This window comes from Streptomyces sp. NPDC059142 (assembly GCF_042755665.1).
GTDB lineage: Bacteria > Actinomycetota > Actinomycetes > Streptomycetales > Streptomycetaceae > Streptomyces.
This window is the reverse complement of record NZ_JBHZDA010000039.1, coordinates 1-15,334: the sequence shown is the minus strand read 5'-3', so window position 1 is coordinate 15,334 and position 15,334 is coordinate 1. Positions and strand designations below refer to the sequence as shown.

The window sequence follows — 15,334 nt, the reverse complement described above, 5'->3', positions numbered from 1 at the left end:
GGGGGGCCGGGTCGGGGGGGGGGCGGGCCGCCGCCGCGGGCGCCAGCGCCTCGCCCGCCCCGGCGGGGGGGGGGGGCCGGTTCCCCCCCCCGGCCCCCCCCTCTGGTGTCTCTGTCCGGTGTGTCTCTGGCTGGGGTCTCCGGTGGGTCCGGTCAGCGCATCTTTCCGCCGCGCGGCATCCGCATGCCCTTGGGCATCGGGCCCTTCGGCAGCGGCATGTTGCTCATCAGGTCGCCCATCGCGCGCAGCCGGTCGTTGGCCGCGGTCACCTGCGGGCCCGCCAGCACCCGGGGGAGCTTCAGCATGGTCGTACGGACCTTCTTCAGCGGCACCTGGCCCTCGCCGTCGCCGACGATGATGTCGTGCACCGGCACGTCCACCACGATGCGCGCCATCTTCTTCTTCTCGGCGGCCAGCAGGCTCTTCACCCGGTTCGGGTTGCCCTCGCCCACCAGGACGATGCCCGCCTTGCCGACCGCGCGGTGGACGACGTCCTGGCTGCGGTTCATCGCCACCGCCGGGGTCGTGGTCCAGCCGCGGCCGACGTTCTCCAGGACCGCGGCCGCCGCGCCGGGCTGGCCCTCCATCTGACCGAAGGCGGCACGCTCGGCGCGCCGGCCGAAGACGATCGCCATCGCCAGGAACGCCAGGATGAATCCCAGGATCCCCAGATAGACGGGGTGATCGATCAGGAAGCCGATCGCGAGGAAGACACCGAAGGTGACGATTCCCACACCACCGACGACAAGCCCGACCTTCGAGTCGGCCCGCCGGGTCATCTTGTAGGTGAGAGCGATCTGCTTCAGTCGCCCCTGGTTCGCAGCAGTGTCTGCGTTGTCCTTCCTCGCCATGCCCAGAAGTTTACGTGGCGTGGGAAGTGGCGTCCGACACCGCCTCCAGTACGTGCTCCGTCTCGACCCGGTCCTTGGCCCTGCGGCGGTCCTCCAGGACGGCCGTCCAGGCGTTGCGGCGCGCCGTGCGCTGGCCGCCGCTCAGGAGCAGGGACTCCACGGCGCGCAGCGCGGTGGAGACGGAGGGCAGTGTGTACGGCAGGGCCACGGAGGCGCGGGTGGGTGTGGCTGCCGTCATCGCCTCGGTGACGGTGGTGGGTCGTACCGGCGCGACCTGCATGATGGCGGTCCCCTCAGGAGCGATGAAGGCAGACAGGCGACCGAACGCGTAGGCGAACGGCTGAGCGGGTGGGGTGGACGTCTGTTCGCGGAGTGTGCGTCCAGCGTCACTCATTGGTGTTACCAGGGCGTGACCGACCGGTCAAACGCGGATGAAACCTCGGCAAGAGGGAAGAGCGCGGGCCTCGAACGGCCGCGCGGCCCGTACCCCGCCTCCGACCTGCGAGGAGCGTACGGACCGCGAACCGCCGGGCGCTACCGGCAAGTAGTCACTTGTGCGCCGATTCACACGGCCTGGGCGGCGACCGCCGCGTCACGCCGCTCGTTCGCCTGCTGGTACAGCCGGCCCGCGCGGTACGAGGAACGCACCAGCGGGCCCGACATGACCCCGGAGTAGCCGATGGCGTCGGCCTCGTCCTTCAGCTCCACGAACTCCTGCGGCTTCACCCAGCGTTCGACCGGGTGGTGGCGCGCGGAGGGCCGCAGGTACTGCGTGATCGTGATCAGTTCGCAGCCCGCGTCATGGAGCTGCCGCAGCGCCTCGCTGACCTCTTCGCGGGTCTCGCCCATGCCGAGGATCAGATTGGACTTGGTGATCAGCCCCGCCTCACGGGCCCGGGTGATCACTTCGAGGGAGCGCTCGTAACGGAAGCCGGGGCGGATCCGCTTGAAGATCCGCGGCACCGTCTCGACGTTGTGCGCCAGCACCTCGGGGCGCGAGGAGAAGACCTCGGCGAGCTGCTCGGGCACGGCGTTGAAGTCCGGGATGAGCAGCTCGACCTTGGTGTGGCCGGTCTCGCGGTCCGCGGTGAGCGTGTGGATCTGGCGTACGGTCTCCGCGTACAGCCAGGCGCCGCCGTCCTCCAGGTCGTCGCGGGCGACGCCGGTGATGGTGGCGTAGTTCAGGTCCATCGTGACGACGGACTCGCCCACGCGCCGCGGCTCGTCGCGGTCCAGCGGCTCCGGCTTGCCCGTGTCGATCAGGCAGAAGTCACACCGCCGCGTGCACTGCTCGCCACCGATGAGGAAGGTGGCCTCGCGGTCCTCCCAGCATTCGAAGATGTTCGGACAGCCGGCCTCCTGGCAGACCGTGTGCAGACCCTCGCTCTTCACGAGCTTCTGCAACTGTTGGTACTCGGGGCCCATTTTCGCCCGGGTCTTGATCCACTCGGGCTTGCGCTCGATGGGGGTCTGGCTGTTCCGGACCTCCAGGCGCAGCATCTTGCGTCCGTCGGGTGCGACAGCGGACACGTCCGGCACCTCTCTCTGCTGGCGCGGCATTCGATTCTTCGGCGAACACCAGGTTACGCCCGTTATTTGCGTGGTCTTCACTCTGCGCAACCCCGGCGTGGAGGGGTGCATTCCCCCGTACGGCCGAGGCCCTGCGGGGGAGGTGTGTGTCAGGCGCTCGCCTTCACTGCCCCGACGGCCGGCGCGGTCTCCCGTACGGGCTCACCCGCGGCCTCCCGGACGGCGCCCTCCGGGGCCTCCCGTACGGGCGCGGGCTCGATCACCCGGGGGGCCGGCTCGGCGCCCTCCAGGATGTCCCGCAGGTGTTTCTCCACCACGGGGACGACCTCCGCGACCGTGATCCCGCGGCCCAGTTCGTACGAGAGCGACGTCACGCCCGCGTCCCTGATCCCGCACGGCACGATCCGGTCGAACCAGGTGTTGTCCGGGTTCACGTTGAACGAGAAGCCGTGCATGGTCACGCCCTTGGCGACCCGGATCCCGATCGCCGCCAGCTTGCGGTCCTCGCGGCGCTGGCCCGCGTTGGACGGGGCGTACTCCGGACCGTTGAGCCGCGGGTCGAACTCCTCGTCCGTCAGCCGGGGATCGGCCCCCGCGCCCGTCCCCGGCGCGAGGTCCAGCGACAGCCCGCCGAGCGCGGGGCCGTCCAGCGGGGCGCGCTCCGCGACCGGGTCGCCGAGCACCCACACCCCGCTGCGTCCCTCGACCCGGCTGGTCTCCAGGCCGAACTCGGCGGCGGTACGGATCAGCGCGTCCTCCAGGCGGCGCACATGCGCGACGACGTCCACGGGACGCGGCAGCTTCAGGATCGGGTAGCCCACGAGCTGCCCCGGGCCGTGCCAGGTGATCTTCCCGCCGCGGTCCACGTCGACGACGGGGGTGCCGTCGAGCGGGCGCTCGCTGTCCGCCGTGCGCCGCCCGGCCGTGTAGACCGGGGGGTGCTCCAGCAGCAGACAGGTGTCGGGGACCTCGTCCGCGAACCGGGCCGCGTGGACCCTGCGCTGCTCCTGCCACGCCTCCTGGTACTCGACGGCTTCCGCGCCGAACCCGAGATGGACGTACCGCAGCTCACTCACGGCAGAGCCTCCTTACCACCGGCCGAGAAACCTTCGTCCTGCACGCATAGCGCCCCTGCCACTGTACGGCGGCCCCCGGGGCGACGACCGCGCAGGTGTACGGGGGTCGGGGCGGCCGTCCGACGTCCGCTCCATCGCTCCGCCCCACGTCAGCAGCGCAAACGATCCTCACACGATCGGATGAATGTGGGGCGAACGAGGCAGTGAGACCGGTCACGGCTACTACATTCGCGCCGTTCCATAGGGCTGCTCCCCGGGCCCGGAAGGCAGGAGACCGTACAGCACATGTCGGAACGACCTCCGCAGCGCACCCCCAACCGCCAGCTCGCCGCCCTCATCGCCGAAGCCGGGTTCTCCCACGCGGGTCTCGCCCGCCGGGTGGACCAGCTCGGCCTGGAGCACGGCCTCGATCTGCGGTACGACAAGACGTCGGTGACCCGCTGGCTGCGCGGGCAGCAGCCGCGCGGCACCACGCCCGCACTCATCGCCGAGGTCTTCACCCGCCGGCTCGGGCGCCGGCTCTCCGCGCAGGATCTGGGGCTGGACGCCTGTGCCCCGGTCTACGCGGGCCTCGAATTCGCCTCGACACCCGAGGAAGCCGTCGACATCGTCGGCGGACTGTGGCGCAAGGACTCCGGCAGCCACAACGAACTGCGCAAGATCGCGTTCACCCCGGCGGGTCTGGTCGTCCCCAGCCGCGACTGGCTGATCGGCCGCGCCGACGAGCGGGTGGCCCACCCGCTGCTCGCCGCCGCGGGCTCCGCCGGTACGGCCGGGAACGGACCCGCCGCCGGGGCCACCGCCGCCGCGGGACCCGCCGGCCTCGCCGGATCCACCGCCGCGGGACCCGCCGGGCCCGGCACCTCCGTCGGCGCCGCTCCCGGCCGTATCTCCGGCCCCGTACCGCAGCGCCCCGGCCGCGGCCCGGGAGCCGCCCGGGTGCCCGCCCAGGCCCAGGCGCACCACACCCCGGCGCAGGGCAGACCCATGGCCTCCGGCGCCTCTCTCGCCCCCGCGCCGTCCCCGGCCGCACGGCTCTCCCCGGCCCCGGCGGCCACCGTCCCCCGCCCGCGCACCGAACGCGCCGTCGGCCAGCGCGTCACCGCCGGCGACATCGAGGCGCTGCGCTCCGTCGGCGACCTCTTCCGCACCCTCGACCACGCCTACGGCGGCGGCCACGCCCGACAGGCCCTCGTGCGCTACCTGGAGCACGAGGCCGAACCGATGCTGCGCGGCCTGTACGGCGAGTCCACCGGGCGCAGACTCTTCGCCGCCGCGGCCGATCTGACCCGGCTGGCGGGCTGGACCTCGTACGACATCGCCGCGCACGGCCTCGCCCAGCGCTACTTCGTGCAGGCGCTGCGGCTCTCCCAGGCGGCCGGGGACCGGGTGTACGGCTCGTACGTCCTGGTCACGATGAGCCGCCAGGCCGTCTACCTCGGCCACGGCCGCGAGGCCGTCCAGCTCGCCCGCGTCGCCCAGCAGGGCGTCGGCGCCGCCGCGCCCCCGGTGGTCCAGGCACTGCTGCACTCCGCCGAGGCACGCGGGCACGGCGTACTCGCGGAGGCGCGGGCGTGCACCGCCTCGCTCGTACGGGCCGAACGCGCCCTGGACGCGGCGCGCCCCGGCGACGAGACACCGCGGTGGGCGCGCTTCTTCGACGAGGCGCAGTTCGCGGACGAACTGGCCCACTGCCACCGCGATCTCCAGCAGTACCGCCTCTCCGTCCAGTACGCCGAGCGCTCGCTCCAGCTACGCGCCCCCGAGTACGCCCGCAGCCGGCTCTTCTGCCGCGTCGTGCTCGCCTGTGGACGTCTGGGCCTCGGCGAGCTGGACCAGGCGTGCCTGCTCGGCGCGGAGGCCGCCCAGCAGGCCGCGGAGATGCGGTCGGCGCGGGCGATGGAGTACGTACGGGACTTCGAGCGGCGGCTGGAGCCCTACCGGGACGCCGTGGCCGTACGGAACTACCGCGACCGGGTGGCCGCCATCGGCTGAGCCGCCGCGCGGCGGCGTGGTGAGCCGGTCCCGTCCGGGGAAGGTGGACGCCCGGACGGGACCGGAGCCGTACCCGCGGCCCGTGGCGACGGACGTCGGGCGTCAGGCGACCGCGGGCATCGGCGCCGTCTCATACGCCGGGCGTACGCCCAGATCGCGCAGGATCGCGTGCGCCGCGCGACGGCCCGAGAAGAGCGCCCCCTGCACGGTGTTGGTGTCCCGGTGGTCCCCGCACACGTACAGCCCCGACAGCACCCGCACCGGCCGGCGCAGATCGTGCGGCGGTGCCATCGCGGGCACGGCCTCCGGGTCGTGGTGGACGGCCAGCAGCTCCCAGTCGTCGGTCGGCGTCCCGTACAGGCGCGCGAGGTGCGCCCGGACCGAACGGTCCAGCTCGGCGGCGGGGGGAGGGGTGCCGAGCAGCGTCGACGAGATCAGCACCCGGCCCCGCGGCGCGCGCGACGGGTCCACCGCGCTCATCACGGCCGTGTGCGTGACGGGCCCCTCGCGGTCGGCGTCCAGCAGCAGCGCCGGTTCGGTCAGCGGGGGTTCGGGCGCCGTGTGGTGCACCACCGTCACGGCGTGGAACTCCGGTACCCGCAGCCCCGGCAGCAGTTCGGCCGCCGCCCTGGCGCCCGTCGCCAGGACGAGCGACCGACAGGCGATCTCGCCGTGCTCCTTGGTCGTCACGCAGTTGATCGAGGTGTCCGTGACACAGACGTCCGTACGGACGGTGCCCTCCGGCAGCGTCCGCGCCAGCAGTTCGGGCAGCGTGGCGGAGCCGCCCGCCGGGACGAAGAGCCGGCCCCGCGCGAACGCCCGCAGCGCGAGATCGGCGCACCGGCTCGACGTGCCCAGCTCCGGGTCGCAGAGCAGCGCGGTGAGCAGCGGCCGGATGAAGCCGTTGACCGTACGGGCGGGCAGCCCGCGCACCGCCAGCGCCTCCGCCGCGGTCCGTTCGGGGCGCGCCAGCAGCCGGGCCGTCGGCGTGGCCGCGAGGCGGCCCAGGGAGGCGCTGAGGCGCGCCTGGTCGACCGCGCCGCCCAGCGGCGGCCGGGGGGCGCTCGCCAGGGCGCGCGCAACGGTGAGTGCGCTCCGCGCGCTCCCGACCGCACCGGTGCGGTAGTTCCTGCCGTCGCTGTGCACGAGCACGCCCGGCGAGAACATCCGGACGGCGGCGCCTTCGAGCCCCGGCGTACGGAGCAGATCGGGGTAGGCGGCGGTGAGCAGCCGTCCGCCGCGGTCGAGTCGGAAACCGTCGACGTCGTCCGTGGCCATCCGGCCGCCGACGTGGGGAGCGGCCTCCAGGACGCTGACCGTGACGCCCGCGCTGGTGAGATGGTGCGCGGCGGCCAGACCGGCCAGGCCGGCTCCGATGATGACGACGTCTGCGTGGTGCGCGGTGCCGAGTGCGGTGCTGAGCACGTGCCCCTCCCCGAGGTCAGCGCGGCTGGGTGGGGGCCCGATGCCCGCACCGGGCCCCCGGAACGCCCTGGAGGAGTGAGTCCTCCGAAGGGGCGTCGTCCCGTTCCCGGTTGAGCGTAGGGACGGATGGGCGCGGCGCGGACGCGCGCGGGCGGGGGCACCGATGCATGGGGGGTGCGTGGCGCCGCGCGGCGGGGCGGCGGAACGGAGCGGGAGGCTCCCCGGCGGCCCGGCCGGTGCGGGGGCGCGGCGCACCCGCCCACGGGGGCCGTGCCCCGCGCACCGGTACGGGAAGCCTCCCCGGCCCTCTCCCGACCCCCGGCCGACGCCCCGGCGCCACCGGGGGGCCGCCCCCCGGCCGCTCCCCGTGCGCTCCCGGGCCCGCCGTCGCCGTACCGCCGCATCGCCGTGCCCTTGCACCGCTGTACCGCCGTATCGCCGTGCCGCTGCACCGCTGTACCGCCGCACCGGGCGCGCCCGCCCCGCCGCCCGGGGCCCGTACGCCGCCAGGGTGGTTACGCCGCCGCCCGTACCGCCTCGTCGATCGTCGGGAACGCGAAGGTGAAGCCCGACTCCAGCAGCCGGGACGGGACCACCCGCTGGCTGCCCACGATGTCCTCCGCCAGATCGCCCACCACCAGCCGCAGCGCCGCGGCCGGGACCGGGAACGGGGTCGGGCGGTGCAGGACGCGGCCCATCGCCGCCGTCACCTCGCGGTTGGTGACGGGCTCCGGGGCCGTCAGGTTGACCGGGCCCTCCAGTCCGTCCGTGTCGATGAGATGCCGCAGCGCCGCCACCTCGTCGTGCAGCGAGATGAAGCTCCAGTACTGGTCGCCCGAGCCGAGCCGGCCGCCCAGACCCGCGCGGAAGAGCGGGAACAGCCGCCCCCACGCTCCGCCCTTGCGCGCGACCACCAGACCGGTGCGGGGGAAGACCGTACGGATACCCGCCTCCTCGGCGGGCAGCGCCGCCTCCTCCCACTCCACGCAGAGCGACGGCAGGAAGCCGTCCCCGGGCGGGGCGCTCTCGTCCACCTCGCGGTCGCCCGTGTAGCCGTAGAACCCGATGGCCGACCCGGAGACCAGCACCCGGGGCGGGGAGTCGAGCGAGGCCAGGGCCTCGGCGAGGGTGGCCGTACCGAGGACCCGGCTGTCCCGGATCTCCCGCTTGTACGCGTCGCTCCAGCGCCGGCCCCCGATCCCCGCCCCGGCGAGATGGACGACGGCGTCGCAGCCGTTGAGCTTGCCCGCGTCGATCGTCTGCCGTACCGGGTCCCACTCGATCTCGTCGGCCGCGCGCGCCGCGTGCCGGACCAGCCGCGTCACCTCGTGCCCGTCCGTGCGCAGGGAGCTGACCAGAGCCGTGCCGATGAGCCCGGTGGAACCGGTGACCGCGATTTTCATGCGCCCATCCTGCCCCCGGAACCTCCCGTGGCACAGTTACGCCATGGTGGAACCCCGGATACGCCCCGCCGTACGGGCGGACGACGCGGCCCTCGGCGCGCTCGACCGGGCGACCTGGTCGCCCCTGCACGCCGTCACGCCGAGGCCGAGCCCGCCGTACGGGCCGTTCTTCGACACCCAGCACCGCCCGGAGGACTTCCTGGTCGCCGAGTTCGACGGCGGCGCCGGAAGCCGTGGTGCCGGAAGCGGCGGTGCCGGAAGCGGCGGTGCCGGGAGCGGCGCCGGCGAGGATCCCGTCGCCGGGTACATCCGTGTCGTCCGCCCCACCCCCCTCGCCAGCAACGCGCACGTCCGGCAGATACAGGGCCTCGCCGTCCACCCCTGGGCGCGCCGCCGGGGCGTGGCGCGCGCCCTGCTGCGCGCGGGCGCGCTGCACGCCCGCAACCAGGGCGCGCGCCGGCTGACCCTGCGGGTCCTCGGGCACAACACGGCGGCGCGGGCGCTGTACGAGGCCGAGGGGTACCGCGTCGAGGGGATTCTGCCGGGGGAGTTCCACCTCGACGGGGTGTACGTCGACGACGTGCTGATGGGGCTCCCCCTGGAGTGAGCGCCCAGCGCCGCCGGGGCCGCCGGGGACCGTCCCGGCTCACTCGCCCCCGAAGCGCTCCGTCAGCCGGGGGAACCGCTCCGCCAGCGCCGCGTCGTCCTCGAAGTCCAGCGGCGTGCCCTCCGGCTCCGCGCGCTGCGCCGCGATCCCCAGGGCGGGCGCCACCACCCCCGTGAGCTGTTCGTACGCCTCGTCCGCCGCGTACCCCAGTTCCTCGCCGTCCCCGTCGACGGTCTGGTCGAACGTGTCCAGCAGGTCGGCCAGAGCGTCCGGATCGTGCAGCGCGCCCTCGAAGACCTCCCGGCCCTGCCCGATGAGCCAGCAGCGGAAGTAGTCGAAGGCGTCGTCGCTCGCGCCGTCGAGCAGGACGGCCGCCGCGCCCCACAGATCCCAGTGGTACGCGCGGTTGTAGCGCGACTCGAAGTGGCGCGCGAAGTCCAGCACGGAATCGGGATCGAGCGTCAGCAGCCGCTCGACCAGCAGGTCCGCATGGTCCTCGGGGTCGCCGTCGGCGGCCTCGCGGGTGCTGTCGACGATCTCCCAGAACTCCGTCTCGTCCATCACGGGTCAAGCATCGTGCCTGAGGGGAGGCGGCGCACGCGGAGCCGGGAGTCGCAGGGAACTCTGTGACCTGTGGGGCGTGCGCGGCCCCCGAACCCCGCGCTCCGCCCCGTACAGACCGACCGCACAGGTCAGCCGCACAGGTCAGCCGCACAGGTCAGCCGTACAGGTCCCGCATCCGTGCCGCCGCCTCCGCGAACCGGCGCCTCAGCGTCTCCGGCCCCAGGACCTCCGCGTCCGGGCCCAGCGTCAGCAGCTGCTCGTACGCGACCTCCTCCGACTCCACCGGCAGCGTGAGCGTGATCCTGCCCTGCTCGTCCGCCGGGGGCGCCGCCTCGATCGCCGCTCCCGCCGCCGCGCGGTCCACCACGTACGGCAGTCTGCGGGCGCCCTCGGGCGAGAGGCGCACCTCGATCTCCCTGCGCAGCAGGGAGCGCGTGAACTCCGCCGCGCGCTCCTCCCAGAACGCCGGGAGATCGAACGAGTCCTCTCTGATGAAACGTTCCTGCGAGGGGTCCACCGCCGTGAACCGGTCGATCCGGTAGACCCGGTACGTGCCCTCCGTACCGGCGCACACGTACCAGACGCCCGCCTTCAGGACGAGACCGTACGGCGCCAGCTCCCGTTCCACCTCCTGGTCCTCGCGCCGGTAGCGCGCCGCGACCAGCCGGTCGTCCCAGACCGCCTCCGCGATCACCGGCAGCAGCTCCGGCGTCTGCGGCTCGTGGTACCAGCCGGGCGCGTCCAGGTGGAAGCGCTGCGCCGCCGTGTCCGGCGCGTCCCGCAGCGACGGCAGCAGCGCCGCCGAGACCTTCAGCCGGGCGGCCGAGGAGATGTCGTCCAGGCCCATCTCCCGCAGCGCCCCCGGCACCCCGGAGAGGAACAGCGCCTCCGCCTCGCCGCGCGCCAGCCCGGTCAGCCGGGTGCGGTAGCCGCCGACCAGCCGGTAGCCGCCGGATCTGCCCCGGTTCGCGTACACCGGGATCCCGGCCTCGGAGAGGGCCTGGGCGTCCCGGGTGATCGTGCGCTCGGACACCTCCAGTTCGCGGGCCAGTTCGCCCGCGGTCATGGAGGGTCTGGACTGGAGGAGAAGGACCATCTTGATCAGGCGGGCAGCACGCATACGTCCATGATGCAGGGAGCCCCTGCCACTCAGTGACAGGGGCTCCCCGACCTGCTATAGGGGCTGTGGATCCACCGGGGCCGCGAACGGTCCGGCCGTCAGAGACCGTAGCGCTCGCGCGCCTCCGCGATCAGCGCCGGCTTGACCTCGCCGCGCCGCGCGAGCTGCGCCAGCGCCGCGACCACGACCGAGCGCGCGTCCACGCCGAAGTGACGGCGCGCCGCCTCCCGCGTGTCCGACAGCCCGAAGCCGTCCGTGCCCAGCGAGCTGTAGTCCTGCTCCACCCACTGGCTGATCTGGTCCGGCACCTGCCGCATCCAGTCGCTGACCGCGAGCACGGGGCCCGGCGCGCCTTCGAGCGCGCGGGTCACGTACGGCACCTTCTCCTCGCCGCGCAGCAGGGCCTCGTCGGCCTCCATCGCGTCCCTGCGCAGCTCGGACCAGGACGTGGCGGACCAGACGTCGGCCGTCACCCCCCAGTCGGCGGCGAGCAGTTCCTGCGCCTCCAGGACCCAGTGGATCGCCGTACCGGACGCCAGGAGCTGGATCGCCGGGGCGTCGGACGCCGCCGGGGTGCCCTCCTTGAAGCGGTACAGGCCCTTGATGATGCCCTCCTCGACGCCGTCCGGCATCGCGGGCTGGGGCATCGGCTCGTTGTAGACCGTCAGGTAGTAGAAGACGTCCTGGTCCTCGCCGGGTACGGGCTCGCCGTACATCCGTCGCAGACCCTCCTTGACGATCACCGCGATCTCGTACGCGAACGCCGGGTCGTAGTTGAGCGAGGCCGGGTTGGTGGCCGCGATGAGGTGCGAGTGGCCGTCGGCGTGCTGGAGGCCCTCACCCGTCAGGGTCGTGCGGCCCGCGGTGGCGCCGACGATGAACCCCTTGCCCATCTGGTCGGCGAGCTGCCACATCTGGTCGCCGGTGCGCTGCCAGCCGAACATCGAGTAGAAGATGTAGAACGGGATCATCGTCTCGCCGTGCGTCGCGTACGACGTGGCGGCGGCGATGAAGTCCGCCATCGAACCGGCCTCGGTGATCCCCTCGTTGAGGATCTGGCCGTCCTTGGCTTCCTTGTAGTACATGATCTGGTCGCGGTCGACCGGGTCGTACGTCTGGCCCAGCGGAGAGTAGATGCCGGCCGACGGGAACAGCGCCTCCATGCCGAAGGTGCGCGCCTCGTCGGGGACGATCGGGACCCAGCGCTTGCCGGTCTCCTTGTCCCGCATCAGGTCCTTCATCAGCCGGACGAACGCCATCGTCGTCGCCACGGACTGCTTGCCCGAGCCCTTGGTGACGGCCTGGAACGGCTTCTCGGACGGCTGGGGCAGCGCGACCGCGTGCAGCCGGCGGGCCGGGGCGGGGCCGCCGAGCGCCGCGCGCCGCTCCTGGAGGTAGCGCACCTCGGGGGAGTCCGCGCCGGGGTGGCCGTAGGGCACCAGGCTCTCGTCGAGCTTCGCGTCCGGGATGGGCAGCTCCAGCAGGTCGCGCATGGTGCGGAACTGCTCGCCCGAGAGCTTCTTCATCTGGTGGTTGGCGTTGCGCGACTCGAAGCCGGCGCCGAGCGTGTAGCCCTTCACCGTCTGCGCGAGGATCACGGTCGGCGCGCCCTCGTGGGACAGCGCCGCACGGTAGGCCGCGTACACCTTGCGGGCCTCGTGGCCACCGCGCGAGGTGAAGAAACACTCGGCGATCTTCGCGTCGGAGAGCAGCTTCGCCAGCTCGACGAGGGCCGGCTCGGCGCCGAAGAAGTGCTCGCGGATGTAGGCGACGTCCCGCGTGGCGTACGTCTGGAACTGGGCGTCCGGCACCTGGCGCAGCCGGCGTACCAGCGCGCCCGTGGTGTCCAGCGCGAAGACCTCGTCCCAGGCGGAGCCCCAGAGCGTCTTGACGACGTTCCAGCCGGCGCCGCGGAACTGCGCCTCCAGCTCCTGCACGACCCGGAAGTTGGCGCGGACCGGGCCGTCGAGGCGCTGGAGGTTGCAGTTGATGACGAAGGTCAGGTTGTCCAGACGCTCGCGGGCCGCGAGGGCGAGGGCCGCCGTCGACTCGGGCTCGTCCATCTCGCCGTCGCCGAGGAACGCCCAGACGTGCGAGGCGGACGTGTCCTTGATGGAGCGGTTGGTCAGATAGCGGTTGAACCGCGCCTGGTAGATCGCGGAGAGCGGGCCCAGCCCCATGGAGACGGTGGGGAACTCCCACAGCCACGGCAGCCGCCGCGGGTGGGGGTAGGAGGGCAGGCCCTGGCCGCCGGACTCCTGGCGGAAGTGGTCCAGGTCCGTCTCGGTCAGCCGGCCGTCGAGGAAGGCGCGGGCGTAGATGCCGGGGGAGGCGTGGCCCTGGATGTAGAGCTGGTCGCCGGAGCCGTCCCCCTCCTTGCCGCGGAAGAAGTGGTTGAAGCCCGTCTCGTACAGCCAGGCCGCGGACGCGAAGGTGGCGATGTGGCCGCCGACGCCGTAACGGGCGCCGCGGGTGACCATCGCCGCCGCGTTCCAGCGGTTCCAGGCGGTGATCCTGGACTCCATCTCCAGATCGCCGTCGAACGCGGGCTCGGCGGCGGTCGGGATGGTGTTCACATAGTCGCTCTCCAGCAGCTCGGGCACCGGGACCCCGGCGGTTCCCGCGTGCTGGAGGGTGCGCCGCATCAGGTACGCGGCGCGGTGCGGGCCCGCGTGTTCGGTGACGGCGTCGAGGGAGGCCGCCCATTCGGCGGTCTCCTCGGTGTCACGGTCCGGGAGCTGGTCCAGCTCGCTCGGAAGCTTGCCTACGGGGTCGGGCATCATCGCCGCCTTCCGGACAGGAGGGGGGTGGAGAAGTGGTCATGTCTGGCAGGACAGGACGCTGGGCTGGGTGCAGCCCGTCGTCGACTGTAAAACGCTGATCGATGATCGATCAAAGGGTTGAACGGCAAAACTTCTCGATCTCAAGAAATTGGCATCCCGTGCCGCGTGAAAGGGCACGGAGTGACGGACGGTAATTCATGACAGATAGGGAGCGATCAGGCACGCGGCGCGCATCCGAGCACATGGTCCTTCACCAGTGAACCGATGCCCGGGTCCCGTCTGCGGAACGCTTCGACCAGCTCCTGGTGCTCCTCGGCGTACGACTTCTGCACGGTGCCGAGCCAGCGGATCGACAGCGCGGTGAAGACCTCGATGCCGAGCCCTTCCCAGGTGTGCAGCAGCACTCCGTTACCGGCGGCCCGCACCAGCTCCCGGTGGAACCCCACCGTGTGCCGTACCTGCGCGGTCCCGTCGGCCGTACGGTCCGCCGCGTACAGGGCCGTCACATGCGGCTCCAGCGCGGAACAGTCCGCGGCCAGCCGCTCGGCGGCCAGTTCCGCGGCGATCTGCTCCAGACCGGCCCGTACGGGATAGCTCTCCTCCAGGTCGGCCGCGGTCAGGTTCCTGACGCGTACGCCCTTGTTCGGCGCCGACTCGATCAGCCGCAGCGACTCCAGCTCGCGCAGCGCCTCCCGTACGGGGGTCTGGCTGACCTGGAGCTCCGTCGCGATCCGGCGCTCGACGATCCGCTCGCCCGGCTTCCAGCGACCGCTGACGATCCCCTCCACGATGTGCTCGCGGATCTGTTCGCGCAGCGAGTGGACGACGGGCGGACTCATGAAGGGCTCCTCGGGCCGGACCGGACGTTGTCCTGGACAATACGGCGCCCCCGCCCGGAGAACAGTCTCCGGACGGGGGCTGTGCCTGGTACGGCTCTCTGGTACGGCCCGGGTCAGAGACCCAGCTCCACCTCGAACTCGCCCGCTTCGAGGATCGCCTTGACCGCCGTCAGGTAGCGGGCGGCGTCGGCGCCGTCCACCAGACGGTGGTCGTAGGAGAGCGCGACGTACGTCATGTCGCGCACCGCGATGGTCTCGCCGAGGTCCGGGTGGTTGATGACCACCGGGCGCTTGACGGTGGCGCCGATGCCCAGGATGGCGACCTGGTTCGGCGGCACGATGATCGTGTCGAAGAGCGCACCGCGCGAACCGGTGTTGCTGATGGTGAAGGTCGCGCCCGCGAGGTCGTCCGGGGTGATCTTGCTCGCCCGGACGGCCGCCGCCAGCTCCGCGGTCTTCTTGGAGATACCGGCGATGTTCAGGTCGCCCGCACCCTTGATGACCGGGGTCATCAGACCCTTCTCGGAGTCCACCGCGATCCCGATGTTCTCCGAGTCGAAGTACGTGATGGTGCCTTCGTCCTCGTTGATCCGGGCGTTGATGACCGGGTGGGCCTTCAGCGCCTGGGCCGCCGCCTTGACGAAGAACGGCATCGGGGACAGCTTCACGCCCTCGCGGGCGGCGAAGGAGTCCTTCGCCTGCGCGCGCAGCCGCATCAGCTTGGTGATGTCCACCTCGACCACCGAGGTGAGCTGGGCCTGCGTGTGCAGCGCCTTCATCATGTTGTCGCCGATGACCTTGCGCATGCGGGTCATCTTGACGGTCTGACCGCGCAGCGGGGACGCCTCCAGCTTCGGCGCCTTGGACGCCGCGGGGGCGGCGGCCGGGGCCGGGGCGGGCGCGGCGGCGGCGGCCTTGGCGGCCTCCGCGGCGGCGAGGACGTCCTGCTTACGGATCCGGCCGCCGACGCCGGTGCCCTTGACGGACGACAGGTCGACCGCGTTCTCCGAGGCCAGCTTGCGGACCAGCGGCGTGACGTACGCGCCGTCGTCGCCCGCGGGGGCGGCCGGGGCGGCGGGCGCCGGGGTGACAGGCGCCGGAGCGGCCGGAGCCGGAGCGGCGGCCTGAGCCGGGGCCGGGG

General features: G+C 72.8%; 13 protein-coding genes. 2 read left to right on the top strand and 11 right to left on the bottom strand.

The window, feature by feature from the left end:
- Positions 1-152: 152 nt before the first annotated feature.
- The 4 genes from ACFXPK_RS16595 to lipB all read right to left on the bottom strand — a co-directional run bounded on the left by ACFXPK_RS16595 (position 153) and on the right by lipB (position 3,457).
- The gene (locus tag ACFXPK_RS16595) at positions 153-851 is read right to left on the bottom strand and encodes a DUF4191 domain-containing protein (protein WP_385002229.1); all 699 of its coding nucleotides are present in this window, start codon (positions 849-851) and stop codon (positions 153-155) included.
- A gap of 10 nt (positions 852-861) precedes the next feature.
- Complete coding sequence (locus tag ACFXPK_RS16590; RefSeq protein WP_385002232.1) at positions 862-1,131, bottom strand: hypothetical protein; 270 nt, start codon at positions 1,129-1,131, stop codon at positions 862-864.
- Between the two features lie 284 nt (positions 1,132-1,415).
- Entirely contained in the window at positions 1,416-2,381 is a 966-nt protein-coding gene (gene lipA / locus ACFXPK_RS16585; protein ID WP_385002235.1) for a lipoyl synthase, read from the bottom strand.
- A 149-nt stretch (positions 2,382-2,530) separates the two neighbouring features.
- A complete protein-coding gene (gene lipB / locus ACFXPK_RS16580) occupies positions 2,531-3,457 on the bottom strand; it encodes a lipoyl(octanoyl) transferase LipB (protein WP_385002238.1) in 927 nt (308 codons plus the stop codon).
- A gap of 285 nt (positions 3,458-3,742) precedes the next feature.
- Here lipB and ACFXPK_RS16575 point away from each other — a divergent pair, with 285 nt between their 5' ends.
- Entirely contained in the window at positions 3,743-5,452 is a 1,710-nt protein-coding gene (locus tag ACFXPK_RS16575) for a regulator (protein WP_385075892.1), read from the top strand.
- A 102-nt stretch (positions 5,453-5,554) separates the two neighbouring features.
- Here ACFXPK_RS16575 and ACFXPK_RS16570 read toward each other — a convergent pair whose 3' ends face one another.
- Entirely contained in the window at positions 5,555-6,877 is a 1,323-nt protein-coding gene (locus ACFXPK_RS16570; RefSeq protein ID WP_385002244.1) for an NAD(P)/FAD-dependent oxidoreductase, read from the bottom strand.
- 515 nt (positions 6,878-7,392) lie between these two features.
- Entirely contained in the window at positions 7,393-8,280 is an 888-nt protein-coding gene (locus ACFXPK_RS16565) for a TIGR01777 family oxidoreductase (protein WP_385006132.1), read from the bottom strand.
- A gap of 43 nt (positions 8,281-8,323) precedes the next feature.
- Between ACFXPK_RS16565 and ACFXPK_RS16560 the strand changes: the two genes are divergently transcribed.
- Entirely contained in the window at positions 8,324-8,887 is a 564-nt protein-coding gene (locus ACFXPK_RS16560; protein ID WP_385075888.1) for a GNAT family N-acetyltransferase, read from the top strand.
- Positions 8,888-8,926: 39 nt separating this feature from the next.
- Here the strand turns inward: ACFXPK_RS16560 and ACFXPK_RS16555 are convergent, their stop codons facing one another.
- The 5 genes from ACFXPK_RS16555 to sucB all read right to left on the bottom strand — a co-directional run.
- A complete protein-coding gene (locus ACFXPK_RS16555; protein WP_385006134.1) occupies positions 8,927-9,448 on the bottom strand; it encodes a DUF4240 domain-containing protein in 522 nt (173 codons plus the stop codon).
- 157 nt (positions 9,449-9,605) lie between these two features.
- Entirely contained in the window at positions 9,606-10,571 is a 966-nt protein-coding gene (locus ACFXPK_RS16550) for a helix-turn-helix transcriptional regulator (protein ID WP_385006128.1), read from the bottom strand.
- Between the two features lie 98 nt (positions 10,572-10,669).
- Positions 10,670-13,351: a pyruvate dehydrogenase (acetyl-transferring), homodimeric type gene (aceE, locus tag ACFXPK_RS16545; RefSeq protein ID WP_385075885.1), complete on the bottom strand. Its 2,682-nt coding sequence runs from the start codon at positions 13,349-13,351 to the stop codon at positions 10,670-10,672.
- Between the two features lie 218 nt (positions 13,352-13,569).
- Entirely contained in the window at positions 13,570-14,193 is a 624-nt protein-coding gene (locus tag ACFXPK_RS16540; RefSeq protein ID WP_385006124.1) for a GntR family transcriptional regulator, read from the bottom strand.
- A gap of 113 nt (positions 14,194-14,306) precedes the next feature.
- Positions 14,307-15,334: 2-oxoglutarate dehydrogenase, E2 component, dihydrolipoamide succinyltransferase (sucB, locus tag ACFXPK_RS16535; RefSeq protein ID WP_385075883.1), on the bottom strand; the 1,028-nt coding region annotated here is incomplete at its 5' end.

Coding starts and splice junctions, on each gene's coding strand:
- ACFXPK_RS16550 (WP_385006128.1), bottom strand. CDS start 10,571: ATGCGTGCTGCCCGCCTGATCAAGATGGTCCTTCTCCTCCAGTCCAGA.
- ACFXPK_RS16540 (WP_385006124.1), bottom strand. CDS start 14,193: ATGAGTCCGCCCGTCGTCCACTCGCTGCGCGAACAGATCCGCGAGCAC.
- ACFXPK_RS16560 (WP_385075888.1), top strand. CDS start 8,324: ATGGTGGAACCCCGGATACGCCCCGCCGTACGGGCGGACGACGCGGCC.
- ACFXPK_RS16575 (WP_385075892.1), top strand. CDS start 3,743: ATGTCGGAACGACCTCCGCAGCGCACCCCCAACCGCCAGCTCGCCGCC.
- ACFXPK_RS16595 (WP_385002229.1), bottom strand. CDS start 851: ATGGCGAGGAAGGACAACGCAGACACTGCTGCGAACCAGGGGCGACTG.
- ACFXPK_RS16565 (WP_385006132.1), bottom strand. CDS start 8,280: ATGAAAATCGCGGTCACCGGTTCCACCGGGCTCATCGGCACGGCTCTG.
- aceE (WP_385075885.1), bottom strand. CDS start 13,351: ATGCCCGACCCCGTAGGCAAGCTTCCGAGCGAGCTGGACCAGCTCCCG.
- ACFXPK_RS16590 (WP_385002232.1), bottom strand. CDS start 1,131: ATGCAGGTCGCGCCGGTACGACCCACCACCGTCACCGAGGCGATGACG.
- ACFXPK_RS16555 (WP_385006134.1), bottom strand. CDS start 9,448: ATGGACGAGACGGAGTTCTGGGAGATCGTCGACAGCACCCGCGAGGCC.